Origin of the sequence: Actinomadura sp. NPDC000600 (genome assembly GCF_040492135.1) — a bacterium.
Taxonomy (GTDB): Bacteria; Actinomycetota; Actinomycetes; order Streptosporangiales; family Streptosporangiaceae; genus Spirillospora.
Genome location: NZ_JBEUPD010000005.1, coordinates 342631 through 366947 on the forward strand (window position 1 = coordinate 342631; position 24317 = coordinate 366947).

The following is a 24317-nucleotide window of genomic DNA, read 5'->3' on the forward strand; positions in this document are numbered from 1 at the left end:
AGTGTGTCCTGCGGTCAGAATCTTTGACGTCCGGCCACGGGGCAATGGTTCGCGGACTGCGGGAGGAAAATTGGACGTGACGGCGGACGTGCTCGGCCCCGGCTACGAGGCGATCGAGCTGCCGATGGGCCGCGACGCCGAGGGCGAGGTCGTGGCGACGCTCGTGCGGCGGCGCGGCGGCGGCGACCCGTCCCGGCGGGCGGTGCTGTACCTGCACGGCTTCGTCGACTACTTCTTCCAGCGGCACCTCGCCGACTTCTACGTCGACCTCGGCTTCGACTTCTACGCGCTCGACCTGCGCAAGTACGGGCGCTCGCTGCGGCCGCACCAGACCCCGAACTACGTCGAGAGCCTGTCGGACTACTTCCCCGAGATCGACGAGGCGGTGCGGATCGTCCGGGACGTGGACGGGCACGACACGCTCCTGCTGAACGGCCACTCGACCGGCGGCCTGGTCGCCGCGCTGTGGGCCGACCGGGCGAGCGGCAAGGGCCTGGTCGACGGCGTGTTCCTCAACAGCCCGTTCCTGGACATCGCCGAGCCGCTGGTGATGCGCAAGGTCGGCGCGGGCCTGGCGCGGGCGCTGCGGCCCCGGTTCCCGAAGGCGAAGCTGCCCGCGGGCGTGTCCGACCGGTACCCGCGCAGCATCCACCGCGACCACGAGGGCGAGTGGGACTTCGACCTCGCCTGGAAGCCGATCGCCGGGTTCCCGGTGCGGGCGGCGTGGCTTGCGGCCGTCCGCCGGGGGCAGCTGCGCCTGCACCGCGGCCTGGACGTGGACGTCCCGGTGCTGGTCATGGCGTCGACGCGCAGCGTCCGCCCGACCCGCAAGGTGCTGGACGTGACGGGCGCCGACGCCGTCCTGGACGTCGAGCACATGGCGAAGTGGGCGCCGCGGATCGGGCGGCACGTCACGCTCGTGCGGATCGACGGCGGCCTGCACGACCTGGTGCTGTCCGCCGAACCGGCCCGCACGCAGGTCTTCGCGGAGCTGACCCGCTGGACGAACGGCTACCTGCCGGCCTGACCGGGGCCCGCTCGGCTACTCAAGGATCTTCGACAGGTCGAAGTCGTCGAAGTCGACGATGATCTGCTGCGCGGCGTTGCCGCCCCGCTCGACGGTGAGGCCGACCTTGCCGTTGCCGAGCGGCTGGTCGGCGTCCGTCGCGTCGATGACCTGGTCGCCGTTCACCCAGAGCCGCAGCCGGACCTGCTTGCCGTCGTTGCCGCTCTCGCACGCGATCTGGAGCTTGTTGGACTTGCCCTCGCTGAAGCCCGGGACCGAGTCGGGGTTGGCGAGCTCCTTGGTGCCGCGGTCCTTGGTGCCCTTGCGGAGCACCGCGCCCTTGCCGTCGTTGCGGACCAGGAACAGGTACCAGTTGCTGTCGGCCGAGCGGCAGTAGACCCCGTACATGCCGTCGGGGGCCCCTTGGGCGGCCTTGGCGCTGACCGTGGCCAGCATCGGGTCGGGGGCGAACTCGTTCTTGGGCACGTCCCGCGACTGCGAGCCGGCGCTGCCGTCGGTCTGTATCCGGTAGGCGCCGTTCGTGTAGGTGTACTCACCGGTGAAGGAGCCCCAGCCGGAGTTCTCGTTGGAGAAGTCGTCGGCGAACGCCATGGCCAGGTTGTCGTCGGGCGGGCCGTCCGGGCCCAGCGCGAAGAACCCCACGGCGGCGAGCAGGGCGAGGGCCGCCACGACGGCGCCGCCGATGAGCAGCGGGCGCCGGGGGAGCCCGCCGCCGCTCGGGCCGGGGGCGGGGCGCGCGTCCTGGCGGGTGGCGCCGGGCGCCGCGGGCGGAGCGGTCGGCTGCTGGAAGGCGGCCGGGGCGGTCGGCGCCGCCGCGGTCGGCTCGCCCGGGGTGGCGTGCCAGCTCGCCTGGACGGTCTCGGCGAGCTTGGCCGGGTCGGCCTTGCCGTTGCCGACGAGCCGTCCGAGCAGCTCCTGGACGGTCGGCCGCCGCCGCGGGTCCTTGTCGAGCGCGGCGGCGACGACGTCGCGGAGGGCGGGGTCGAGCCCGTCGAGCTTCGGCTCCTCGTGCACGACGCGGTAGAAGATCTCCGGGACCGTGTTGCCCGCGAACGGGGGGCGCCCGGTCCCGGCGTAGGCGACGACGCAGCCCCACGAGAACACGTCGGAGGCGGGCGAGACCTGCTCGCCGCGCAGCAGCTCGGGCGGCAGGTAGTTCGGGGTGCCGACGAACTGGCCGGTGCGGGTGGGGCCGTCGGCGGCGTCGAGGGCGCGGGCGATGCCGAAGTCGATGACGCGGGGGCCGGTGGAGGACAGCAGGACGTTGGCGGGCTTGAGGTCGCGGTGCACGATCCCGGCGCCGTGGATCGCGGCGAGCGCGGTGGCGACGCCGACGGCGAGGCCCTCCAGGTCGGAGCCGGGCAGCGGGCCGCGCTCGGCGACGGCGCTCTCCAGCGTCGGCCCCTCGATGTACTCGGTGACGACGTACAGGGGGTCGGTGTCCAGCTCGGCGTCCATCACGGGCGCGGTGCAGAACCGGCGGACCTGCCGCGCGGCGGTGACCTCGCGCCGGAACCGTTCCCGGAACGCGCCCTCCCCGGCGAGTTCCCGGTTGATCATTTTCACGGCGACGCGGCGGCCGGCGCGGTCCTCGCCGAGGTAGACCGTCCCCATGCCGCCCCGGCCGAGCCGCCCGACCAGCCTGTAGGGGCCGAGCTCTCCGGGGTCGCCGGGGCGCAGGGTCTCCCCGTTCTCTCCTGCGTGCGTGGTCATCATGATCCTGAGGGGAATCGGGAGTCTTTGCGGTAGAACCCTAGCGGTCCACGGTAATTCGGACGCGCCAAGCCGTCAGCGCGTTCAGTGGGTCGGCGGGGTCGTTCGGCGCGACGGGGCGCGGCGGGCCCGCGGGAGGGTCCGGAACGGCGGCAGCTTCTCGCCGGTGAGCCCGAACGCGTACGCCACGACCCGGCTGGACCAGCGCTGGCACCCGACGACCAGCGCGTACAGACCGCGGGGGTACCGGCCGGTGAACGGGATGACCAGCCAGCTGAGCAGCATGACGACCACCAGGGCCGCGTACATGACCAGCATCACGGCCAGGTGCGGTATCACCAGCAGGCCCCGGAGCAGGGTGAGCCAGCGCCGCGGGCCGCGCCAGGCGGCCGGGAACGGCAGCTCGACCAGGACCGTCTCCTCGTCGGGGCCGGGCTCGCGCACCGCCGGGGCCGCCGTCGCGGGGGGCTCGGGCGCGGCACTCTGAGCCGGTACGCCGACCGCCGCCGGACGCTCCCCGTCCGCGGCGGGGGCGGTGGACGGCTCCGCGGCCGGATCCGGCCCCCGCCACGACTCCGAGATCGTCTCCACGGCCTGGGTGAGGTCGGCCTTCTCCTGCCCGACGAGCAGGGTGAGCAGCCGCCGCGCCGACGGGCGGTCGCGCGGGTCCTTGCCGAGCGCGGCGGCGACGACGTCGCGCAGCCGCGGGTCGAGGCCGGCGAGGTCGGGCTCCTCGTGCTCGATGCGGCGGAACGTCTCGGCGACGGTGCCGCCCTGGAACGGCGGGCGGCCCGTCCCGGCGTAGGCGACCACGCAGCCCCACGAGAACACGTCCGACGCCTGCTCGACCGGCTCGCCCCGCAGCACCTCGGGCGCGATGTAGGACGGCGTCCCGACGAACTGGCCGGTGCGGGTGGGGCCGTCGGCGGCGTCGAGGGCGCGGGCGATGCCGAAGTCGATGACGCGGGGGCCGGTGGAGGACAGCAGGACGTTGGCGGGCTTGAGGTCGCGGTGCACGATCCCGGCGCCGTGGATCGCGGCGAGCGCGGTGGCGACGCCGACCGCGAGGCCCTCCAGGTCGGACCCCGGCAGGGGGCCCTTGTCCCGGACGGCCTTCTCCAGGCTCGGGCCGTCGATGTACTCGGTGACGATGTACGGCGGGTCCTGGTCGAGCTCGGCGTCGATCACCGGCGCGGTGCAGAACCGGTGGACCCGCCGCGCGGCGGTCACCTCCCGGCGGAACCGGGCGAGGAACGCCGGCTCCCCGGCCAGCTCCCGGTTGACGACCTTCACCGCGACCCGCCGCCCGTCCGGCTCGGCGCCCAGGTAGACGGTGCCCATGCCGCCCCGGCCGAGCCGCCCGAGCAGGCGGTACGGGCCGAGAACGCGGGGCTCGTCCTTCTCCAGCGGTCCGGCGTACGTCGTCATGGGGGGCGGCGCTCCTTGGAAGATCGTCTGTCCGGGCCAGCCTAAGGGAGGCGGCGGCGCGGCCCGGGACCGTCAGGGGATCAGCAGGAGCTTGCCGGTGCTCCGCCGCGCCTCCAGATCGGCGTGCGCGGCGGCGGCCTCGGCCAGGTCGTAGCGGCGGCCGACGTGGACCTTCACGGCGCCGGACTCCACCCACGCGTAGACGGCGGCGGCGCGCTCCAGCAGCTCCTCGCGGTCCGCGACGTAGTGGGTGAGGGACGGCCGGGTCAGGAACACCGAGCCGGCCCGGTTGAGGCGCTGCGGGTCGAACGGCGGGACGGGGCCGCCCGCCGCCCCGTAGAGGGCCAGGGTGCCGCGCCGCCGGAGGCTGTCCAGGCTCCCGTCGAACGTGGGCGCCCCGACGCCGTCGTACACCACGGCGACGCCCTCGCCGCCGGTCAGCTCCCGCACCCGCGCGGGGAAGCCGTCGTAGCCCATCGTGGCGTCCGCGCCCGCGTCCTTCGCCAGCTTCTCCTTCTCCGGGGTGGACGCCGTCGCGAGCACCCTGGCGCCGAGCGACGTGGCCGCCTGCGTGAGCAGCAGCCCCATCCCGCCGGCGCCCGCGTGCACGAGGACGGTGTCGCCCTCCTGGACCGGGTAGGTCGACCGGGTCAGGTAGTGCGCGGTCATGCCCTGCAGCAGCGACGCGGCCGCGTCCTCCAGTTCGACGCCGTCGGGGACGGGGACGACCTTGTCCGCGGGGACGACGGCCTTCTCCGCGTAGCCGCCCTGCACGTTCGCCCAGGCGACGCGGTCGCCCACCGAGAACTCCCGGACGCCCTCGCCGACCGCCGCGACCGTCCCGGCCGCCTCGACGCCCGGCGTGTACGGGGTCTCCTGCGGGTACGCGCCCGTCCGGTAGTACACGTCGATGAAGTTGACCCCGGCGGCCGCCACGTCGATCAGCACCTCGCCCGGTCCGGGCTCCGGGGCGGGGCGCTCGGACGCCTCCAGGACCTCGGGGCCGCCGCTGCGGGTGATGACGATCGCGCGCATGTCGTTCTCCTGACGGGTAGGTTCGCGTGGACGCTCCCGGAAAACCCGGTCGCCCCTACGGGCTATTCCGCCCGCGGGCCGTTCGAATCCGCTCGAATCCGCCGCCGGGGCTCACACCCAGTCGCGCATGGTCCGGCCGACGAGGGCCACGGACTCCTCCACGCGGGACGCGACCGTCCCGGCGTCCCAGATGTCGCGGCGGGCGCAGTCCTCGAACGCGACCTTGGTCGCGGCCAGGTAGAACGACACGACGATCCGCGGCCGCAGGTCCTGCTCCATGTCGACGCCCTCGCGGCGCGCGATCTCGGCGGCGAGCGCCTCCGCCGACGCCGAGTACCGCGCCATCTGCGCCGCCATCAGCGCCGGCGTCGCCTCGATCACCTGCCGGACGCGCCGGAACCGGGCGCCGTCGGCCGGGTCGTTCTCGGCGATCGTCCGCAGCACGACGCGCAGCGACTCGAACAGCGCGGTGAACGGCCGCTCGTCGGGCGGGCGGGCCGCCAGCGCCTCCGCCAGCACCTGGTCGTGCTCGGTGAGGAAGCTCGTGACCACGTCCTCCTTGGTGCCGAAGTAGCGGAAGAAGGTGCGCTGCGACACCTCCACCGCCGCCACGATCTCGTCGATGGTCGTGGCCTCGTACCCCTTGGCGAGGAACAGGTCCAGGGCCGCGTCGATGAGGGCGAGGCGGGTCCGCTGCTTCTTGCGCTCGCGGAGCCCGGCGAGGGCGCGGCCCTGCTCGGGGCCGTGCCCGCGGACGCCGTGATCCGTGTGGCCTGACGGGTCGCCGGCGGGGACGGCGCTCATCGGCTCGCTCCTTCTATTTGGCTGACGCGGGCCATGCCCGCCTCACAGAGGCTTCTATCACGGACAGGGCCTCCGCATGCGGGCCGGGTTCCGGGGACCGGAAACCTGGTGTGCGGTGATTGGCGCATAACACGCCGGTCCGTTCCCACCGCTCCCGCGGACCATCCCCTTACGGACGGGGTACACCCGTCCCCACCTTTGGGATTCTCCCTCCGCGGGCCCCGGATCCGGGTCATGCTGAGGACCGGTCACCAACCGTCGCCGGGTGATCGCACAAGGTCATCACGGCGGCCGGACCTGCTGAGGCGGCTGATGTGTCTGTAGTCGGTGGGCGGGAGATCGCCGAGGTGCGCCGGCGTCACCTCGCGGCGCTCGCGTGCGAGGTCGAGGCCAGGGGCCTCGCCTGGCGGTTCGCCGGGCCCGGGGAGTCGCTGCTGGCCGTCTCCATGCCGGGGACGGGGCGGCACCTGATCGTCCTCGCCACCCCGTCCGGCGACGGCTGGTACTACCTGTGGCCCGCCGGGGGCATGGCCGACGTCGCCCGGCTCAACGAGGTCGCCGACCGCATCCACACCCTTCTCGGCTGACCCCGCCTTGCCCCCCGGGCCGGGGGTTCCCTAGACTCGGATGCGAACGTCTGTTCGAGTTCCGCATGTCTTCCCCCGTGCGGTGAGCGCGAGGGGGAGGCAGATGACGCGCGTGTTCGGCGATCCGGTCGACGTCTGGGTGAGCGACGGGCGTCCGGTCCGGTTCGTCTGGCGTGGCCGGCTCTACAGCGTCCGGCGGGTGCTGGAGCACTGGGTCACGACCCGCGACTGGTGGCGGGAGCGGCAGCCCGACGGCGAGGCCACCGGCGAGCGGGAGTTCTGGCGGGTCGAGGCGACCCCGGAGCGGGAGATCGGCGTCTACGAGCTGCGTTATGACGTGGCCGCCGACAGCTGGCTGCTATCCCGGGTATGGGACTGACGTGCATATTCATGTCGCTTCGTCCTATTCGCTCCGGTTCGGCGTCGCGCCGCCCGCGGCGCTGGCGGAGCGCGCGGCGGTCCTCGGCATGGAGACGCTGGCGCTGACCGACCGCGACGGCCTGTACGGGGCCGTCCGGCACGTCCGCGCATGCGCGGACGCGGGGATCGGCGCCGTCGTCGGCGCCGACCTCAGGGTCGCCTCCACCGGCGACGAGCGCATCGTTGTCCTCGCCGAGGGGCGCGCCGGGTGGCGGTCGCTGTGCCGGCTGGTGACGGCGGCGCACGCGGCGGGCCGGCGCGGCCGCCCGCTGGTGACCAGGGAGATGGTCGGCGCGCACGCCGACGGCCTCGTCGTCCTGCTCGGCCCGGCGTCGGACGTCGGGCGGGCCCTCACCGGGCGGCGCCCGGACGTGGCGGCGGCCCGGCTGGCGGCGTGGCGGGCCACCGCCGAGACCGTGATCGAGATCGTCGACCACCGCGACAGGGGCGACGGGCCGCGGGCGGCGCGGATGCTCGCGCTCGCCCGCGAGGCCGGGGTGCCCGCCGTGCTGGGCAACGCCGTCCGCTACCTGGACCCGTCCGACCACCCGGTCGCGCAGGTCCTGGACGTGACGCGCCGCCTCGTCCCGCTCGACCGGCGGCACCTGGACGACCGCACCGGTCAGGCGTACCTGAAGTCGGTCCCCGAGATGCGCCGGGTCGCGGAGGCGAGCTGCGGCCCCGACGAGGCCGACGCGCTGCTCGCGGCCACCCGGCGGCTGTCGGAACGCTGCGTCCTCGACCCGGCCCGCGACCTCGGGATGGACGAGGTCCACCTGCCGGCCGTCGAGGGCGATCCGCACGCCCGGCTCGCCGCCCTGTGCGCGGAGGGGATGGCGCGGCGCGGGCTCGACGGGTCGCGGGAGGCCGCGGCCCGGCTCGACCACGAGCTCGGCGTGATCGGCCGCAAGGGCCTGGCGCCGTACTTCCTCACCGTCGCCGACGCCGCCGCGCTGATCAGGGCGCGCGGCATCCGCTGCGCGATCCGCGGCTCGGGCGCGGGCAGCCTGGTCAACCACCTGATCGGCATCAGCGACCTGGACCCGCTGCGGCACGACCTGGTGATGGAGCGGTTCCTCGCCGACAGCCGCGAGGGCCTGCCCGACATCGACCTGGACGTGGAGTCGGCCCGGCGGCTGGAGGCCTACCAGGCGCTGTTCGACCGGTTCGGCGCGGACGCCACGGCGTGCGTGTCGATGATGGAGACCTACCGGGCGCGCAGCGCGCTGCGCGACGTCGGCAACGCCGTCGGGCTCCCGCCGCACGAGATCGACGCGATCGCCAAGGCGTTCCCGCGGATCCGGGCGAACCAGATCCGCGCCGCCCTGGACGACCTGCCCGAGCTGCGGCAGAGCAACCTGGCGGCGGGGCGCCTGGAGGTGCTGTTCCGCATCGCCGAGCGCCTGGACGGGCTGCCCCGCCACATCGCCATGCACCCGTGCGGCGTCCTGCTGTCCAACCCGACGCTGCGGGACCGGACGCCGGTCGAGAGCGCCGCCGTGGGGTTCCCGATGAGCCAGTTCGACAAGGACGACGTCGAGGCGATGGGGCTGCTGAAGCTCGACGTCATCGGCGTGCGGATGCAGTCGGCGATGGCGCACGCGGTGGCGGAGGCCGCCCGGGTGACGGGGGAGCGGATCGCGCTGGAGGACGTCCCGCGCGACGACCCCGCGACGTACGCGCTGGTGCGCACGTCCCGGACGCTCGGCTGCTTCCAGATCGAGTCGCCCGGCCAGCGGGAGCTGATCGGCCGGCTCCAGCCCCGCGACCTGGACGACCTCGTCATCGACATCTCGCTGTTCCGCCCCGGCCCGGTCAACTCCGACATGGTGACGCCGTTCCTCGAGGCCCGTGCCGGGGACCGGGAGCCCGCCTACCCGCACCCCGACCTCGAACCCGCGCTGCGGGAGAGCCTCGGCGTGGTCGTCTTCCACGAGCAGGTGCTCCGCGTCTTCGACGTGATGACCGGCTGCGGCCTGTCCACGGCGGAGGCGGCGCGGCGGAGCCTGAACCACGAGCGGGGCCAGGCCGTGGTCGGCGACTGGTTCCGGGAGCGGGCGCTGGCGCGCGGCTACGACGGGGCGACCGTCGAGCGCGTCTGGCGGATGCTGACCGCGTTCGGCGCCTTCGGCTTCTGCAAGGCGCACGCCGCGTCGTTCGCGCTGCCCACCTACCAGTCGGCCTGGCTGAAACGGCACCACACCGCCGCCTTCTACGCCGGCGTCCTCACCCACGACCCCGGCATGTACCCCAAGCGGGTCATCCTCGACGACGCGCGGCACTTCGGCGTCCCGATCCTCCCGCTGGACGTCAACCGCTCGGACGCGCAGTGGCGCGCCGAACCCGTCGCGGCGGGCGGCCCGGCCGGGATCCGGGTCGCGCTGAGCGAGGTCAAGGGCATCTCCGAGGCGGAGACCGGCAGGATCACCGGGGCCCGGCCGTACCGGTCGCTGACCGACTTCTGGCGCCGCGCCCGGGTGTCGCGGCCGATCGCCGAGCGGCTCGTCCTGGCGGGCGCGTTCGACGCCCTCTACGACGGCGTCCCGCGCCGCGACCTGCTGTGCCGCGTCGGCGCCCTCGACCGGGTCACCGCCCGTCCCGCGCGGATCCCGGAGGGGCAGCTCCCCCTCGGCCGCGAGGACGGAGAGGACGCCCTGGTCGACGTGGCGGCCGACCTGGCGGAGGAGATCCCGGCGGGCGAGCTGCCGCCGATGACGCCGGCCGAGGTGGTCGAGGCGGAGCTGGACATCCTGGGCATGGACGTGAGCCGGCACATCATGAGCTTCTACGCCGGGCTGCTCGCCGGGCTCGGCGTCGTCCGCGCCGCCGACCTGCCGGGACGTCCGGACAAGAGCGAGGTCCTGGTCGCCGGGGTCAAGGTCGCGACGCAGACCCCGGCGGTCAGGTCGGGGCAGCGCGTCATCTTCGCCACGCTGGACGACGCGACCGGCCCGGTGGACCTCACGTTTTTCGAGTCGGTGCAGGACAGGTGCGCCGCCACCGTGTTCGGCTCCTGGCTGCTCGTCGCCCGGGGGCGGCTCCGCCGCGCCGGGGCCCGCGCCGTCTCGATCACCGCGAACGCCTGCTGGGACCTGAACGCCCTGCACGAGGAGTGGCGGCGCGGCGGCCCGGAGGCCCTCCGCGCGGCGATGGCGGGAACGGACGGCCGCGGCCGTCCGGTGGGCCGCCGCATCGTCCAGCCCACGGGCTTCGCGATGTCGCCGTACTCCGACATCGGCCATGCGGGTCCGGCCATCAAGCGCCCCCCGGGAACCGCCCTCTGGCACACCAGCCAGGGCAGCTCCGGCCCCGCTCCGGACTGACCCGCGCCGCCCGGCTCACCGGGTGATCTGGATCCGGGTGATCTGGAAGACGGTGGCCATGCAGAGCGCGGCGGCGAGGGCCTGGAAGGCGGCCGCGGCGACGCCGACGTGCACGTCGAGGCGGGCGTCGGCGAGGGTCTCGACGCTGCCGTGCGTGAACACGCGGCCGAGGACGAGGCCGAGCAGGGCGCAGCCCCACCAGCCCGCGACGACGAGCGCGGCGCCCTGGCGCTCGGCCGTCCGGTACCGGCCGCTGTTCACCCAGACCTCGTAGACCACCCGGGGCGGCACCCACAGGTTGACGACCGGGAGGAACCAGCCGAGCAGGACCCAGGCGCGGTGGTGCCGGTGCGGGCCGGGGGACTGCTGGAACGCCCGCCACAGCCAGGTGAGGTACAGCAGGCCGGTGACCGCCGCCATGATCGCGCCGATCGTGAACACGTCCGCGTAGGGGGCGAGGGCCTTGCCGGTGGCGGCGGCGTCATAGCTGTCGTGCGTCGCGCCGTGCAGCGGCCGCGCCAGCCTGAGCAGGCTGATCCCCGAGCCGAGGGCCACGAACGCGTTGAAGCCGAGCAGCATGAACACGGCCACGCCGACGGCCCGGAAGTCGCGGCGCCTGGCCCAGGCGCCGCAGGCCGGGCACCGGTCGACCTCCGTCGGGATGATGTCGCCGCAGAGTGCACACGGCATGATCCACCTCCCCAGGGCCTTTGCCATTGCCTGTTTTGGATACTACGTACGTTTGACCGACGCGGCCCAACGCGGGTTCGGGCCCTTACCGGATCGTCACATGTGCAGGACGAGCCGGGTCGCAGCCCACGTCGCGGCGGCGGTGACGGCGGCCCAGGCGGCGAGGCGCCCGAGGCCACCTGTGGACAGCAGCCGTTCGGGCCGGAGCCCGGTCACCGCCAGCAGCGCCCACCACTCGGAGGTCAGCGCGATCGTCGCGGGCAGCGACCCGAAGCCGATCAGGGCGAAGAGCAGGACGACGGCCGCCGGGGTCGCGGTGTGCGCGAACAGGGCGGGCCCCCGGGCCGGTCCGCGCAGGCCGCGCCGCAGGCCCAGCAGGACCGCGCCCCAGCCCGCCGCGCACAGCACCCATACGACCAGGACGGTCACGGGCAGCCCGTTCATCGACTCCGGTGCCAGTGCCCAGCCTCCCCCGTCTCCCGTGTTCCCCCGTCCGCGTTCCCCGCCCGGGCCGTCAGGTCATGAGGCCCGACTCCCAGGCCCACGCGGCCGTCGCGACCCGGTTCCGCGTGTTCAGCTTGCGGTTGACGCTGCCGAGGTGCGTCTTGACCGTGGAGAGCGACACGTACAGCTCCGCGGCGATCTCCTCGTTCGTCCTGCCGCGCGCCACGAGCCGGACCACGTCCAGTTCCCGGTCGGTGAGCGGCTCGCGCGGCGGGACGGGCCGCGCCGGCGGCTTCGCGAGCCGCTCCAGCAGCCGGACGGTGATGGACGGCGACACCAGCGACCCGCCGTTCGCCGCCGCGCGGACGGCCTCGACCAGCAGCGCGGGCCCGCTGTCCTTCAGCAGGAACCCGACCGCGCCGCCGCGCAGCGCCCCGTACACGTACTCGTCCATGTCGAACGTGGTGACGATCACGATGCGCGGCGGGTCGGGGACGCCGGGGCCGGCGAGGGCGCGGGTCGCCTCCAGGCCGTCCATCCGCGGCATCCGGACGTCGAACAGGCACACGTCGGGACGCAGCCGGCGGGCCAGCGCGACGGCCTCGGCGCCGTCGGCGGCCTCCCCGACCACCTCCATGTCGGGCTGCGAATCGACGATCATCCGGAACCCGGTCCGGACCATCTCCTGGTCGTCGGCGATCAGTACGCGGATGGTCACCCTGCCGATTGTGTCAGCATCCCCAGTCATCGGCCGATACGGTCATCCGTCCGGAACGGGCAGGCGCGCGACGACCTCCCACCCGCCCTCGGGGCGCGGGCCCGCGTGCAGCCGCCCGCCGAGCGCGCCGACCCGCTCGGCCAGCCCGGTGAGCCCGAACCCGCCGGACGGCAGCCGCCTGCCGCCGCGCCCGCGCCCGTCGTCCCGCACGGCGACCTCGACGTCGCCGCCGACCCGCGCGAGCGAGACCCGCACGCTCGCGGCGTCGGCGGCGTGCTTGCGGACGTTGGTCAGCGCCTCCTGGACGACGCGGTGCGCCGACGCCGCGACCTCGGGCGGCAGCGTGCCGAGCCCGGGCTCCAGCGTGAGTCCGGCGGGCGGGTGCGCGAACCCCTCGACGAGCTCTTCGAGCTGCGCGAGGCCGCCGACGGGCCGGGTTCCGGCGCCGCCGGAGGGGAGGGCCTCCCCGTCCGGCGCGTTCACGTTCTGGGCGTCCCGCAGCAGCCCGACCATGCGCCGCATCGAGGTGAGCGCCTCGGTGCCGGCCTTCTCGATCTCGCCGAGCATCCGGTCGAGCTGCTCCTGCGTCTGCGCGGCGCCCGACTGCGCCGTGAACCGCGCCGCCTGCGCCTGGACGACGATGCCGGTCACGTGGTGGGCGACGAAGTCGTGCAGGTCGCGGGCCAGCTCCAGCCGCTCGTCCCGCCGCGCCGCCGCCAGCGACCTGGCCCGCCGCGCGTCCAGCGCCCGCAGGTAGAGGCCGACGCCGAGCGCGACCGCCACGGTGATGCCGAGCGGGGCGGTGAACAGCGCCGCCGCGATCAGCGACCAGCGCAGCGGCGTCGCCAGGACCGCCGCGCCGAGCAGCACCGCGAGCGGGACGAGCCGGTCGCGGTGGGCCTTCCACACCACCCGCGCGAGGACGATCAGCAGGCCGCCGATCTCCGCGAACAGGCTCGGGGCGGCGAGCTCCGGCCGGACCGCCGTCCCGAAGTAGAGGGTGCCGAACGCCGACAGCGCCCCGGCCGCGGCGGCCCACAGCAGGAGGCGGCGCCCGGAGACCGCCGCGGCGTTGGCCACCGCCGCGATGAACACCATCCCCAGGATCGGGGCGTGCCCGATCCCGGCGGCCGCGCACCCCAGCAGGTACAGGGCCGCGAAACCGGCGTACGCCGCGCGCATCAGGCAGCCGCCCACCGAGTGGATGCGGTCCAGCCGTGCCCCTATGTCGCTCACGTTCACGCAGCGTACGACTCGATGCGGACCGCCGTATCGGCCGTTCGGCCGATACGGCGCCTCAGGGCGTGGCCCCGCGTCCGATGCGGCCGGGCGGCGGCGCCGCGCACGCTGGGGGCATGTACCTGATCTACCTTCCCCTCGCCGCCGCGTTCGCCGTCTTCGTGGTCTACGGCGGCGTCGTGATGCCCGCCATGGAGATCGCCGAGTCGATCCGGAACCGCCGCCGCACCCGTCCGCCCGACAACGTCGTGGAACTGCGCCCCTCGGGCGAGCCGAGCCCGTCGGGTGAGCGGGGGGAGGCGGCGTGAGCGAGCCCGTCCTGTCCGGCCGCGGGCTGGTGAAGCGGTTCGGGGTGACCGTCGCCCTGGACGGCGTCGACCTGGCCGTGGACCGCGCCGAGGCCGTCGCGATCATGGGGCCGTCCGGGTCGGGCAAGTCGACGCTGCTGCACTGCCTCGCCGGGATCCTGCCGCCGGACGCGGGGGAGGTGCACCTGCTCGGCCAGCGGATCGACACGCTCGGCGAGCGCCGGCGCAGCGCGCTGCGGCGCAGCCGGTTCGGGTTCGTGTTCCAGTTCGGGCAGCTGCTCCCCGAGCTGCCCGCCGTGGAGAACGTCGCGCTGCCGCTGATGCTGGGCGGCACGTCCAGGCGGGAGGCGGAGCAGGCCGCGCGGTCCTGGTTCCGGCCCCTCGGACTGGACGGGCTGGAGCGCCGGCGTCCGGGCGAGCTGTCGGGCGGTCAGGCGCAGCGCGTCGCGATCGCCCGCGCGCTCGTGCCGCGCCCGGCGGTCGTGTTCGCGGACGAGCCGACGGGCGCGCTCGACCAGGCGACCGGCCACGACACCATGCGGCTGCTCGTGGACGCGACCAAGCACAACGGCGCGTCCCTGGTCGTCGTCACCCACGACCCCGCCGTGGCGGCCTGGTGCGACCGCGTCCTGGAGGTCCGCGACGGCCGCATCCAGCACCCCATGCGGAGGACGGCCTGATGCGCACGGCAGTGCAACTCTCCTGGCGGCTGCTGCGCGGCGGCGGCCGGAACAGCATGCTCGGCACGTTCCTCACCCTCGCCGCCGTCGCCGTCTCGACGGGGCTCCTGCTGTTCGCGGTGGGCGCCGACCACGCGTTCCTCCAGCGCGCCCACGCCGACGCCTGGCGGCATCCGGGCGGGACGAGCGCGGACCCCTCCGCGATAGAGGCGCTGTCGACCGACTATGTCCAGGGCAAGCCGATCACAGTCGTCGACCTGGCCGCGCTGAAGGGCGACGCCCCGGTGCCGCCCGGCATGCCCCGGTTCCCGAAGCCCGGCGAGGTCTGGACGTCGCCCGCACTGGCCCGCCTGATGAGGGAGCTTCCCGCCGACCAACTCGCCGAGCGGTTCCCCCATCGGGCGGGCACGCTCGGACGCGGCGCGCTCGTCCATCCCGGAGAGCTCGTCGCCGTGGTCGGGCGCACCGCCGACGACCCCGCCATGACCGCCGACCGGGACGCCGTCGAGCACCTGGGCACGAGCGGAGGCCCGACCCGCATCGACCGGTTCGCGACCGGCGCGTCCTGGGGCGCCGGCATCTACCTGTGGCTCGCGGGCCTGGCCTCGGTGCTGATGGTCGTCCCGCTGCTGGTGTTCGGCGGGGCCGCGGCCCGGCTCACCGTGGCCCGCCGCGACGCCCGGCTCGCGGCGCTGCGGCTGGTCGGCGCCACCCCGGGGCAGGTCGTGGCGATCACCGCGGCCGAGGCGGTGCTGACGGCGGCGGCGGGCGCGGTGGCGGGGCTCGCGCTCTACGCGGCGGCGGTCCCGGCGCTCGCCCGCATCACGATCGCGGGCGGCGGCTGGTTCGCCGGCGACCTGTGGCCGGGTCCGGCCGTCCTCGCGGGCGTGCTCGCGGGGGTGCCCCTGCTCGTCGGCGCCAGCGCCGTCGCGGGCCTGCGCCGCGTGGTCGTCGGCCCGCTCGGCGTCGCGCGCCGCGAGACCCCGCCCGGCATGCGGGCGGCCCGGATCGTCGCGCTGCTCGCCGTCGTCGCCGCGTTCGGCGCGGTGGGCGGCGGCCTGGTCGACATGGGCCGCGCGGGGATGGTCATCCTGATGGTCTTCCTCATGCTGGCCTTCCTTACGATCAACTTCGCGGGCCCATGGGTGGTGGCGGTCATCGGCCACCTGACGGTCGCGGCGGCCCGCGGCCCGGCCCGGCTGCTCGCCGGGCGCCGCCTCGTGGACGACCCGCGCTCGGCCTGGCGGACGGTCGCCGGAGTCGCGCTCACCGGCTTCATCGCAGGGTTCTTCGCCCTGCTGAACACCCCCGCGTCCACCGGCGAGGCGCGGGACGAGCTGAGGCTGGCCGTCCCGTACGCGCGGTCCGCCGCGGTCGCCGAGCAGGCGCGGGGCAGGCTCGCCGGCCTCGACGCGGACGTGTCGGTGCGCCGCACCGAGACCGGGGACGGCGCGCCGGCCGCCGCCGGTCCTGCCACCGCGACCGGTGTGGTGGTCGTCGAGGTCTCCGGCGCCGCCGCCGTCGACCGGGCGCGCACGGCACTGAGCGGCCTCGTCCCTGGGAGGACGGCCACCGCGCCGGCGGACGACGAGGTGACCGGGGACCGGCTGCTGGCCGACCTGCGCACCGGCGCGCTGATCGTCCTCGCCGTCTCGTTCCTGCTCGCCATCACCAGCGCGGGCATCACCGGGGCGTCCGCCGTCCTGGACCGCAGGCAGGCGTACGCGATGCTGCGCCTCGCCGGGACGCCACTGTCCGTGCTCGACCGGGCGCGCCGCCAGGAGACGCTGATCCCGCTCGCCGTCATGGGCGGCGGCTCCCTGCTGGCGGGCCTGTTCTTCAGCCTGCCGTTCGCGCAGGGGTTCGGGCTCTCCGGGCTGGCGGGGCTCGCCGGGTTCGTCGTCCTCGGCTTCGGCGGCATCATCGGCGCGAGCGCGCTGAGCCGCCCGCTGTTGCGCTCCGTGACCGCGGACCCGGCGCCCCGTCCGGACTAGCCGGATAAGGGTTCGAGAATGTCAGACCCTCCGCGTAGCGTTGACCTTGTGATTTGGGAGACACCGGGAACAAGTGTCGAACCAGGTTGCTTTCAACTACGTACCTAGGGGTATGTGACAGACGGTGGTGTTCGCACAGGCGCGGCCCCACCGGCCAAGGAAGGGGCGTTGGCAGTGAGCGCAGCGACCGGCACGTTCCATCTCACTCACCCGCGGCTGTACGGGCCCGCCGAGCGGACCGTCGTGGAGCCGTGGCTCACCGAGCTTCCCCATGCGGCGCTGAACGCCTACGCCGAGACCGCGCCCCCGCTCGCGGTGGTCGAGGCACTGCCCGTGCGCCCGCAGCCGATGCCCCGCCGCCGCGTCCCCGTGGCGGCCTGACGAACCGACCCCGCAGAGGGACCGAGGCCGACACCTCGGTCCCTTTTTTTCGCGCCTGCTCATCTCAAATAATGATACGTACTTCTCAAATTATGAGAAGTGGTCGTACGGTGGAGGGCACCCGGACACAGAGAGGCGACCCCGATGACCGCGAAGGCGACCTACACCCACGGCCACCACGAGAGCGTGCTGAGCGCGCACCAGTGGCGCACGGTCGAGAACTCCGCCGCCTACCTGATCGAGCACCTGCGTCCGGGCCTGTCGGTGCTGGACGTCGGGTGCGGGCCGGGCACCATCACCGCCGGGCTCGCCGAACGCGTCGCGCCGGGACGAGTCGTCGCCGCCGACTCCGCCGAGACCGTCCTGGACGAGGCCCGCAGGAACACCGCCTCCCTGGACAACGTCGAGTTCGCGGTCGCCGACGTCCACGCCCTGGACCATCCGGACGGCACGTTCGACGTCGTCCACGCCCACCAGGTCCTCCAGCACGTCGGCGATCCCGTCCAGGCGCTGCGCGAGATGCGCCGCGTCGCCAGGCCGGGCGGGATCGTCGCCGTGCGCGAGGCCGACTTCGGCACCATGGCCTGGTACCCGGACCCGCCCGGCATGGACGCCTGGCTGCCGATCTACTACAAGGTCGCGCGCGGCAACGGCGGCGAGCCCGACGCCGGCCGCCGCCTCGTCTCCTGGGCCCGCGCCGCCGGGTTCACCGAGGTCACCGCGTCCGCCTCGGCCTGGTGCTACGCCACCCCGGAGGAGCGCGAGTGGTGGAGCGAGTCGTGGGGCGGCCGCCTGATCAGGTCGTCCGTCGCCGACCACGCCGTGGCGGGCGGCCACGCCACCCGCGCCGAACTCCAGCGCGTCTACGAGGGCTGGAAGGCGTGGGCCGCCGCCGAGGACGGCTGGTACTCCGTCACCCACGGCGAGATCGTCTGCCGCGCGTGACCGTCCGTCACCGGAGCCCCGGTCAGAAGGGGCCGGTGAGGTCGCCCAGCTTGTCGGTCAGCTGCAGGTTGTGGGAGTAGTCGACCGGGACGGCGATGACCGAGACCGCGTCGTCCGCGAGGGCCTTGCGGAGGGTGGGGAGCAGTTCGGCGGCCGACTCGACGCGGTAGCCGCGGGCGCCGAAGCTCTCGGCGTACCGGACGAAGTCGGGGTTGCCGAACCTGATGTTCGAACTGCGCCCGAGGTCGAGGTCCATCTTCCACTCGATCAGGCCGTAGGCGGAGTCGTCCCAGATCAGCACGGTGATCGGGATGTTCTCGCGGACGGCCGTCTCCAGCTCCTGGGAGTTCATCATGAACGCGCCGTCGCCCGTCGCGGCCAGGACCCTGCGGTTGGGGTGGGCGAGCTTGGCGGCGATCGCGCCGGGGACGGCGAAGCCCATCGACGACAGCCCGTTGGAGACCAGCAGCGTGTTCGGCTCGTAGGTCGGGTACATGCGGGCCATCCACATCTTCACCGCGCCGGTGTCGGCGAGGACGATGTCGCCGCGGCCCATGGCGGTGCGGACGTCGGCGACGATGCGGCGGGGGGAGAGCGGGAAGCCGTCCTCGGCCGCCCCCTCGGCCAGCTCCTCCCGGAGCATCTCCCGGATCCTCTGGCCGGTCGAGCGGAGCTCGTCCTTTGGATGGTGGTGGGTGGGGGCTGGAGGACGGTCTGTTCCGTTCACGTCGAAGCGGCGGTGGACCGAGTCGGCGAGTGCGCGCAGCGACCGGGAGATGTCGCCCTGGATGCCGACCTCGACCGGGTAGTGGTCGTCGACCTCGGCGGGCGACTGGTGGATGTGGATGATCTTCTTGTCCGCGTTCGGGTTGATCTTGACGGGGTCGAACTCCTGGAGCTCGTAGCCGACCGCGATCAGTACGTCCGCCTCGTCGAAGCCGTAATTGACGTAGTCGTGGCGCATGAAGCCGAACGCGCCGAGGGCGTTGCGGTGGTCGTCGGGGAAGACGCCCTTGCCGTTGAAGGTGGTGGCGACCGGCAGGCCGAGGTGCTCGGAGAAGTACACGAGGGCGTCGCTCGCGCGGGCCCGGGTGGCGCCGTGGCCGGCCAGGACGATCGGCCGCCGGGCGAGGGCGAGCACGTCGGCGGCGCGGGCGATCTGGGACGCCGACGGCTCCTGCGGGCGGACGACGTTGACCGGCAGGGGACCGAGGTCGGCGGGCACCTTGGCCGACTCCACGTCCTCCGGGATCGCCAGGTAGACGGCGCCGGGGCGTTCGGTCTGCGCCGTCTTGAACGCCTTGCGGACCATCTCGGGCAGTGCCTCCGCCCGGGGCGCGAGCTCCGACCACTTGGTGATCGGGCGGAACAGGGAGACCAGGTCGACGATCTGGTGCGACTCCTTGTAGATGCGGTCCAGGCCGACCTGGGCGGAGATCGCGACGACGGGCGTGCTGTTGGTGGTGGCGTCCGCGACGCCGAGCTGGAGGTTGATCGCGCCGGGGCCGAGCGTCGCGGAGGCCACGCCCGCCTTGCCGGTGAGGCGGCCGTAGATCTCCGCCATGAACGCGGCGCCCTGCTCGTGCCGGACGAGGATGTAGCGGATCGGCGAGTCGTTCAGCGCGTCGACGAAATGGATGTTCTCCTCGCCCGGGATGCCGAAGACGTACTCGACGCCCTCCGCCTCGAGGATCCTGACGAGAAGCCGGGCGGCGTCCTCCTGCGTGGACATCGTGTGTCCCATCTCCAGTCTGCGTCTCTCCTGGGTGCATTCCGTGCAGCACCCAGGTCCCTACCTCCATTCCACGCGATGATGTGTTCTTGATCTCCAGGGCCCGCCGTCCGGGAGCCCGGCGGCTCAGGCGTCGGCCATCTCCTTGATGGCGCGCAGGGTCGGCTCGTCCTTCACCCCGGCGATCAGGAGGGTGGTGACCGGGCTGTCGCGCCACAGCTGGAGCCTCTCCTTGATCCGCCCGAGCGGGCCGAGGAGGGAGATGGCGTCGGCCAGCCCGTCCGGGACGGCCTTGATCGCCTCGTCGCGCCGGCCGCTCAGGAACAGCTCCTGGACGCGCCCCGCCTCCTCCGCGTAGCCGAGCCGGCCGATCAGGTCGAGGTGGAAGTTGCGGTCCTTGGCGCCCATCCCGCCGATGTAGAAGGCGAGCGGGATCTTGGCGAACTCCAGCGCGGACGCCAGGTCGTCGGTGACGATCGTGGTGACGGTCGCGGCGATCTCGAAGCCCTCCGGGCGGCCGGCCAGCGACGCGCCGAACACGGGCTCGATCTGCTCGGGGTCGACGAACAGCGGCAGCCAGCCCTGCGTGATCTCGGCGGACAGCGCGACGTTCTTCGGCCCCTCCGCGCCCAGGTAGACGGGGATCTCCGGGCGGACGGGATGGGCGATCGACTTCAGCGGCTTGCCGAGGCCCGACCCGCCGGGGTAGGGCAGCGGGTAGTGCGGGCCCTCGCTGGTCACCGGGGCGTCGCGGCGCCACACCTGCCGCACGATGTCGAGGTACTCGCGGGTGCGGGCGAGCGGCTTCGGGAACGGCTGCCCGTACCAGCCCTCCACGACCTGCGGGCCGGAGGCGCCGAGCCCGAGGATGACGCGCCCGCCCGACAGGGCGTCCAGCGTGAGCGCGTGCATCGCGGTGGCGGCCGGGGTCCGCGCCGACATCTGGACCACGGCCGTGCCCAGCTTGATCCGGGACGTGCGGGCGCCGTACCAGGCGAGCGCGGTGAACGCGTCCGAGCCGTACGCCTCGGCGGTGAACACCGAGTCGTAGCCGCAGCGCTCGGCGGCCAGGACCGTCTCGGTCTGGTCGTCGGGGTCGCGCTGCCAGTAGCCGACGTTGATGCCGAGCTTGAGTTCCGCGGTCACGTTGCACCCTCCGGTAGTCGACGCACCGGCGATACTAGAACACGTTCTAGTTTCTCGGGAAGGGGTGCGGGCCCGCCGCGGCCCCCGGCGGGCACGGAACGGGGCCGCGGCGTCCTCCGCCGCGGCCCCGCCACCGCTCGCTAGCTCTCCTTGATCGTGTCCAGCAGGCTCCGGCAGGCGGACGGCGTCAGCACCAGGGCGGGGCCGGCGGGGTCCTTGGAGTCGCGCACCGCGCGAAGGCCGCTGGACAGGGCCGCCATCTCGACGCACTGGTCTCCGCTTCCGCTGCGGGACGACTTGCGCCAGACGGCCAGGGTGAGTTCGCGGTGGAGGTGGGTCACAGGCTGCTCCTTGCTGCCTCGGCGATGAGGTGCGCGGAATCCTCGGGGGACAGGGCCGCGTCCACGATCCGTTGGAAGCGATCCCTATGTTTTGCTATTGCCTCGGCGCTCTCAAGGTAAACGTCACCCATGGTCCCCTCGACGTAGGCGATATCGGGGTCTGCGGGGTCCGGATACGACAATATGGTGAAACGTCCGTCCAAGCCCGCATGCTCCGCTGCTGTAAACGGAAGTACCTGGATCGTCACGGATGGGCGGATTTTCGCGGCGGTGGCGAGGGCCTCCAGCTGGGCCCGCATCACCTCCCGGCCGCCGATCGGGCGGTGCAGCACCGCCTCGTCGAAGATGACCTCCAGGCGCGGCGCGTCGGCGCGGTCCAGGAGGGCTTGGCGGATCTTGCGGGCGGCGATGCGGCGCTCGATCTCCTCCTCGGAGGGCAGCAGCCGGCCCGCCCTGATGACGGCCTGGGAGTACGGCTCGATCTGCAGCAGGCCGTGCACGAGCTGCGGGTCCCAGGTGCGGATGTGGGAGGCCTCGTCCTCGAGCGCGACGTAGCTGCCCGCGAAGACGTCCTGGTAGGCGGTCCACCAGCCGCGCTGGCCGGCCTGCCGGGCCAGCGTGATGAGCGCGTCGCGGTCCGGGCTCGGCACTCCGTAGAGGTCGAGGATGTCGGCGATGTCGCCGGGTTTGGGGCGGGTCTGGCTGGTTTCCAGGCGGGAGACGGTGGCTCTCGACCAGTCGAGCCGGTCCGCCACTTCCTGCAGCGTCAGGCCCTGCTCCTCGCGCAGCTTGCGGAGCTCCCGGGCGAGACGGCGGCCACGGACGGTGGGGCGGTAGGTCATGGGAGTGGAGTCTTTATCACTCCCGGCGCCCGTCACAACGCGATTGACGAACCCGGCAGGAAGGGCAGAGCAATTCCATGAAGGGTGTTGCGGTTGTGAGAATCTCACGTCACGCTGGGATGCGTGATCGGCCGTGGACCCACAGTGACGACCGCGGTCCGCCGGCCCGGTCCGTCCCACTCGCACGATTCCGCGGGAGGAACCGTGAAGAGCATGCCAGCCGACCTGACGGCGGAGACCATGGCCGACGCCATGACGGGCGTCGAGCCCGTCCGTGGCGACGGCGCGCCCGGGTGGGTGTGGGCCCTGCCGGGCGGCCCGGGAGGCGCGGGCCACGCCCGGCGCGTCCTGCGCGACGCCCTCGCCTCCCTCGGGGCGCCGGCGGACGGGATCGCCGACGCCCAGCTCATGGTGAGCGAACTGGCCACCAACGCCCACCAGCACGCCGGCGAGCACGGCCCGCACGAGCTGTGGCTCTACATGGGGGACGGGGCGGCGGGCGAGGTGCGGTGCGCCGTCTTCGACACCTACGCCGACGCCGGCCTGCCCGGCTACTCGTGGACGTCCGGCGACTGCGGGCGCGGGCTCAGCATCGTCCGGGAGTTGTCGGCCGGACGCTGGGGCCTGCGGCGCACCCTCTCCCGGCTCGGGCCGCCCGTGCGGGGGAAGGCCGTCTGGTTCGCCGTCCCCGGTACCGGTGAGACCCCCGTCGCCTAGCCCGCCGCTAACCCTGCGGGGGCTTCTCCAGCGCGGGGCCGATGTCGCTGACGAGCGTGAGCAGCGACCGGGTGAGCAGCGTGCGGACCTGGTCGCGGTCGAGCGTCTTCTCCTGGAGCCACTGGCGCGTCGCCGCGTCCGCCAGCCCCGAGTAGGCCCGCAGCACGGCCCGCAGCGTCTCGGTCGGCTCGGGCACCCGCAGCACGGCGAGCATGTGCTCGACCGTCTCGTCCCGGAACCGGTTGACGATGCGCAGGAGCTCGGGGTCCTGACCGAAGCCCTCGGCGTCCAGCGCCGCGAACCACGTCGTCGCGTTGCGCTCGGCCGTGTCGAGGAACAGGTCGACGCACAGCTCGACCGCCGCGGGCAGCGTCAGCCGCTCGTCCGGCGGCGGGGCCTGCATCGCGGCCGACGCCGTCAGGCCCTGCACGACCTTGAGGAACAGCTCCCGCTTCGTCCCGAAGTAGTAGTGGATCAGCCCGCGCTGCACGCCGGTCTCCCGCGCGATCGCGGCCGTGGACACCTCGGCGTACGGCAGCTCGGTGAACATCCGCCGCGCGACGTCCAGGATCTGGGCGCGCCGCTCGTCCGGGGACAGGCGCTGGTAGCTCACCGCGACAGCCTATTCTGTGGGGCGGCCGGCGCAGTACGGTCGGCGGTGCGCGGCGGGCGACGTGAGGGGAGCGCGCGTGAACGCGTTCGAGGAGGGCGTGCGCCTGGAAGGCGAGCGGCTCGTCCTGCGACCGTTCGGCCTCGACGACGCGCCCGCGCTGATCGAGGCGATCCGCGCCGGGGAGGACTACCTGCCCCCCAACTTCCCGGACGTCCTGGAGGCCGAGCCCATCGCCTGGTTCCTGCGGGAGGGCGTCCACAAGGTCCAGCGGTTCGGCCTGGGCGTCCATCTGGCGGCGGCGGACCGCGAGACCGACGCCCTGGTGGGCACCATCGGGCTGTTCAGAGTGAACTGGACGCACCTGACGTGCGAGGTCGGGTACGGGATGCGGCCGAGCGCGCGCGGGCGGGGCCACGCCACCGAGGCGCTCTCCCTGATCTCCGACTGGGCGCTGGGCACCTGCGGGCTGTTCCGCATCGAACTGCGCGCGATGGTCACCAACCCCGCCTCGATCCGGGTCGCGGAGAAGGCCGGCTACGTGCGCGAGGGCGTCGCGCGCGGCGGCGAGCGCGACGCCGAGGGCGTCAGCCGCGACATGGTCGTCTTCAGCCGCATCGCGACCGATCCGCCTCTCGTCGGCGCGCCAGCGCGCCGCTCCGGCGGCGCCTCGGGAAAGCTCGTCGCCGACGACCAGGAGGGACGGCACAGGTGACCGCTGCTGACAGGACGCTCGTGATGTACGGAGAGGGCGCGGGCGAGGCCGCGCGCCGGATGCTGCCGAACCTGCCGGAGGCGAGCTTCGTCCCGGTCTCGGCGGAGCGGCTGCGGGAGGCGGTCAAGGCCGGGTACGGGCAGGTCGTCATGGTCGCCCGCATCGCGGAGCAGGCCGCGTTCCTCGGCGGCGCCGCGGGCCTGCTGGAATCGATCACGCTGGACATGGACTGCGGGCCCGCCCTGGCCGGCCGCGTGGCGCAGGCCGAGGCGGCCCAGGACGTCTACGCGCTGTGGGACGCCGCCGGCAAGCTCGGCCCGTGCGGGCGCGAGCTGTGCCGCAGGACGGCCGAGGGCCTCGAACGCCTCGCCGCAGAGGCGGCGGGCACGGCGGCCAGTCCGGTCGCCGCCCAGGTGGTGCTCCTGGACGCGGCAGGAGACCGCATGGTCGGCATGTACGGGCGAATGGCCAGGTAGCG

25 protein-coding genes are annotated in these 24317 nt (G+C 73.9%); 12 read left to right on the plus strand and 13 right to left on the minus strand.

The annotated features are described in order from the left end of the window. Positions 1-76: 76 nt before the first annotated feature. Positions 77-1027, plus strand: a complete 951-nt coding sequence (locus ABWI07_RS10530) for an alpha/beta hydrolase (protein ID WP_235037056.1) — start codon at positions 77-79, stop codon at positions 1025-1027. Between the two features lie 15 nt (positions 1028-1042). Here the strand turns inward: ABWI07_RS10530 and ABWI07_RS10535 are convergent, their stop codons facing one another. The 4 genes from ABWI07_RS10535 to ABWI07_RS10550 all read right to left on the minus strand — a co-directional run bounded on the left by ABWI07_RS10535 (position 1043) and on the right by ABWI07_RS10550 (position 6007). Next, positions 1043-2743: a serine/threonine-protein kinase gene (locus ABWI07_RS10535; RefSeq protein ID WP_353818396.1), complete on the minus strand. Its 1701-nt coding sequence runs from the start codon at positions 2741-2743 to the stop codon at positions 1043-1045. An 81-nt stretch (positions 2744-2824) separates the two neighbouring features. Further along, positions 2825-4168 (minus strand): DUF4389 domain-containing protein, encoded by a 1344-nt coding sequence (locus ABWI07_RS10540; protein WP_353818397.1) that lies wholly within the window; start codon positions 4166-4168, stop codon positions 2825-2827. A gap of 72 nt (positions 4169-4240) precedes the next feature. Continuing rightward, positions 4241-5203 carry a quinone oxidoreductase family protein gene (locus tag ABWI07_RS10545; RefSeq protein WP_149261411.1) on the minus strand — a complete coding sequence of 321 codons (963 nt, stop codon included), beginning with the start codon at positions 5201-5203 and terminating at the stop codon, positions 4241-4243. A gap of 111 nt (positions 5204-5314) precedes the next feature. Beyond that, positions 5315-6007, minus strand: coding sequence for a TetR family transcriptional regulator (locus ABWI07_RS10550; protein WP_353818398.1), 693 nt, complete (start codon positions 6005-6007; stop codon positions 5315-5317). 314 nt (positions 6008-6321) lie between these two features. Between ABWI07_RS10550 and ABWI07_RS10555 the strand changes: the two genes are divergently transcribed. The 3 genes from ABWI07_RS10555 to ABWI07_RS10565 all read left to right on the plus strand — a co-directional run bounded on the left by ABWI07_RS10555 (position 6322) and on the right by ABWI07_RS10565 (position 10337). Beyond that, entirely contained in the window at positions 6322-6594 is a 273-nt protein-coding gene (locus ABWI07_RS10555) for a hypothetical protein (RefSeq protein WP_353818399.1), read from the plus strand. A gap of 103 nt (positions 6595-6697) precedes the next feature. Then, on the plus strand, positions 6698-6973 hold the full coding sequence (locus tag ABWI07_RS10560; RefSeq protein ID WP_149261413.1) for a DUF6504 family protein: 276 nt from the start codon (positions 6698-6700) through the stop codon (positions 6971-6973). Position 6974: 1 nt separating this feature from the next. Further along, positions 6975-10337, plus strand: a complete 3363-nt coding sequence (locus ABWI07_RS10565; protein WP_353818400.1) for a DNA polymerase III subunit alpha — start codon at positions 6975-6977, stop codon at positions 10335-10337. 15 nt (positions 10338-10352) lie between these two features. Here the strand turns inward: ABWI07_RS10565 and ABWI07_RS10570 are convergent, their stop codons facing one another. The 4 genes from ABWI07_RS10570 to ABWI07_RS10585 all read right to left on the minus strand — a co-directional run bounded on the left by ABWI07_RS10570 (position 10353) and on the right by ABWI07_RS10585 (position 13425). Continuing rightward, entirely contained in the window at positions 10353-11027 is a 675-nt protein-coding gene (locus tag ABWI07_RS10570) for a DUF4328 domain-containing protein (RefSeq protein ID WP_149261415.1), read from the minus strand. A gap of 96 nt (positions 11028-11123) precedes the next feature. Then, positions 11124-11471 carry a hypothetical protein gene (locus ABWI07_RS10575; RefSeq protein WP_235037059.1) on the minus strand — a complete coding sequence of 116 codons (348 nt, stop codon included), beginning with the start codon at positions 11469-11471 and terminating at the stop codon, positions 11124-11126. Positions 11472-11541: 70 nt separating this feature from the next. Further along, a complete protein-coding gene (locus ABWI07_RS10580) occupies positions 11542-12189 on the minus strand; it encodes a response regulator (RefSeq protein WP_200842089.1) in 648 nt (215 codons plus the stop codon). A 42-nt stretch (positions 12190-12231) separates the two neighbouring features. Further along, positions 12232-13425 carry a sensor histidine kinase gene (locus ABWI07_RS10585; RefSeq protein WP_353818401.1) on the minus strand — a complete coding sequence of 398 codons (1194 nt, stop codon included), beginning with the start codon at positions 13423-13425 and terminating at the stop codon, positions 12232-12234. A gap of 119 nt (positions 13426-13544) precedes the next feature. Between ABWI07_RS10585 and ABWI07_RS10590 the strand changes: the two genes are divergently transcribed. The 5 genes from ABWI07_RS10590 to ABWI07_RS10610 all read left to right on the plus strand — a co-directional run bounded on the left by ABWI07_RS10590 (position 13545) and on the right by ABWI07_RS10610 (position 17736). Further along, a complete protein-coding gene (locus ABWI07_RS10590; protein ID WP_149261418.1) occupies positions 13545-13736 on the plus strand; it encodes a hypothetical protein in 192 nt (63 codons plus the stop codon). Further along, the gene (locus ABWI07_RS10595) at positions 13733-14416 is read left to right on the plus strand and encodes an ABC transporter ATP-binding protein (protein WP_149261419.1); all 684 of its coding nucleotides are present in this window, start codon (positions 13733-13735) and stop codon (positions 14414-14416) included. The genes ABWI07_RS10590 and ABWI07_RS10595 overlap by 4 nt, the downstream gene beginning before the upstream one ends. Further along, positions 14416-16410 (plus strand): ABC transporter permease family protein, encoded by a 1995-nt coding sequence (locus ABWI07_RS10600; protein WP_353818402.1) that lies wholly within the window; start codon positions 14416-14418, stop codon positions 16408-16410. Before ABWI07_RS10595 ends, ABWI07_RS10600 begins: the two co-directional genes overlap by 1 nt. A gap of 174 nt (positions 16411-16584) precedes the next feature. Continuing rightward, complete coding sequence (locus ABWI07_RS10605; RefSeq protein ID WP_149261420.1) at positions 16585-16791, plus strand: hypothetical protein; 207 nt, start codon at positions 16585-16587, stop codon at positions 16789-16791. A gap of 144 nt (positions 16792-16935) precedes the next feature. Next, complete coding sequence (locus tag ABWI07_RS10610; RefSeq protein ID WP_149261421.1) at positions 16936-17736, plus strand: methyltransferase domain-containing protein; 801 nt, start codon at positions 16936-16938, stop codon at positions 17734-17736. 22 nt (positions 17737-17758) lie between these two features. Here the strand turns inward: ABWI07_RS10610 and ABWI07_RS10615 are convergent, their stop codons facing one another. From ABWI07_RS10615 to ABWI07_RS10630, 4 genes are all read right to left on the minus strand, one after another. Then, positions 17759-19468, minus strand: coding sequence for an acetolactate synthase large subunit (locus ABWI07_RS10615; protein ID WP_353818403.1), 1710 nt, complete (start codon positions 19466-19468; stop codon positions 17759-17761). 126 nt (positions 19469-19594) lie between these two features. Next, the gene (locus ABWI07_RS10620) at positions 19595-20614 is read right to left on the minus strand and encodes an LLM class F420-dependent oxidoreductase (RefSeq protein ID WP_149261423.1); all 1020 of its coding nucleotides are present in this window, start codon (positions 20612-20614) and stop codon (positions 19595-19597) included. 140 nt (positions 20615-20754) lie between these two features. Beyond that, positions 20755-20955 (minus strand): DUF397 domain-containing protein, encoded by a 201-nt coding sequence (locus ABWI07_RS10625; protein WP_149261424.1) that lies wholly within the window; start codon positions 20953-20955, stop codon positions 20755-20757. Next, positions 20952-21797: a helix-turn-helix domain-containing protein gene (locus tag ABWI07_RS10630; RefSeq protein ID WP_149261425.1), complete on the minus strand. Its 846-nt coding sequence runs from the start codon at positions 21795-21797 to the stop codon at positions 20952-20954. Before ABWI07_RS10630 ends, ABWI07_RS10625 begins: the two co-directional genes overlap by 4 nt. Before the next feature lie 213 nt (positions 21798-22010). Here ABWI07_RS10630 and ABWI07_RS10635 point away from each other — a divergent pair, with 213 nt between their 5' ends. Further along, entirely contained in the window at positions 22011-22514 is a 504-nt protein-coding gene (locus tag ABWI07_RS10635; RefSeq protein ID WP_235037079.1) for an ATP-binding protein, read from the plus strand. A gap of 7 nt (positions 22515-22521) precedes the next feature. Here the strand turns inward: ABWI07_RS10635 and ABWI07_RS10640 are convergent, their stop codons facing one another. After that, positions 22522-23127: a TetR/AcrR family transcriptional regulator gene (locus ABWI07_RS10640; protein ID WP_149261427.1), complete on the minus strand. Its 606-nt coding sequence runs from the start codon at positions 23125-23127 to the stop codon at positions 22522-22524. Positions 23128-23203: 76 nt separating this feature from the next. On the opposite strand from ABWI07_RS10640, the gene ABWI07_RS10645 reads away from it, so the two are divergent. Both ABWI07_RS10645 and ABWI07_RS10650 read left to right on the plus strand, forming a co-directional pair. Beyond that, positions 23204-23839 carry a GNAT family N-acetyltransferase gene (locus ABWI07_RS10645; protein WP_353818404.1) on the plus strand — a complete coding sequence of 212 codons (636 nt, stop codon included), beginning with the start codon at positions 23204-23206 and terminating at the stop codon, positions 23837-23839. After that, positions 23836-24315 (plus strand): hypothetical protein, encoded by a 480-nt coding sequence (locus ABWI07_RS10650; protein WP_353818405.1) that lies wholly within the window; start codon positions 23836-23838, stop codon positions 24313-24315. The genes ABWI07_RS10645 and ABWI07_RS10650 overlap by 4 nt, the downstream gene beginning before the upstream one ends. Positions 24316-24317: the final 2 nt, after the last annotated feature.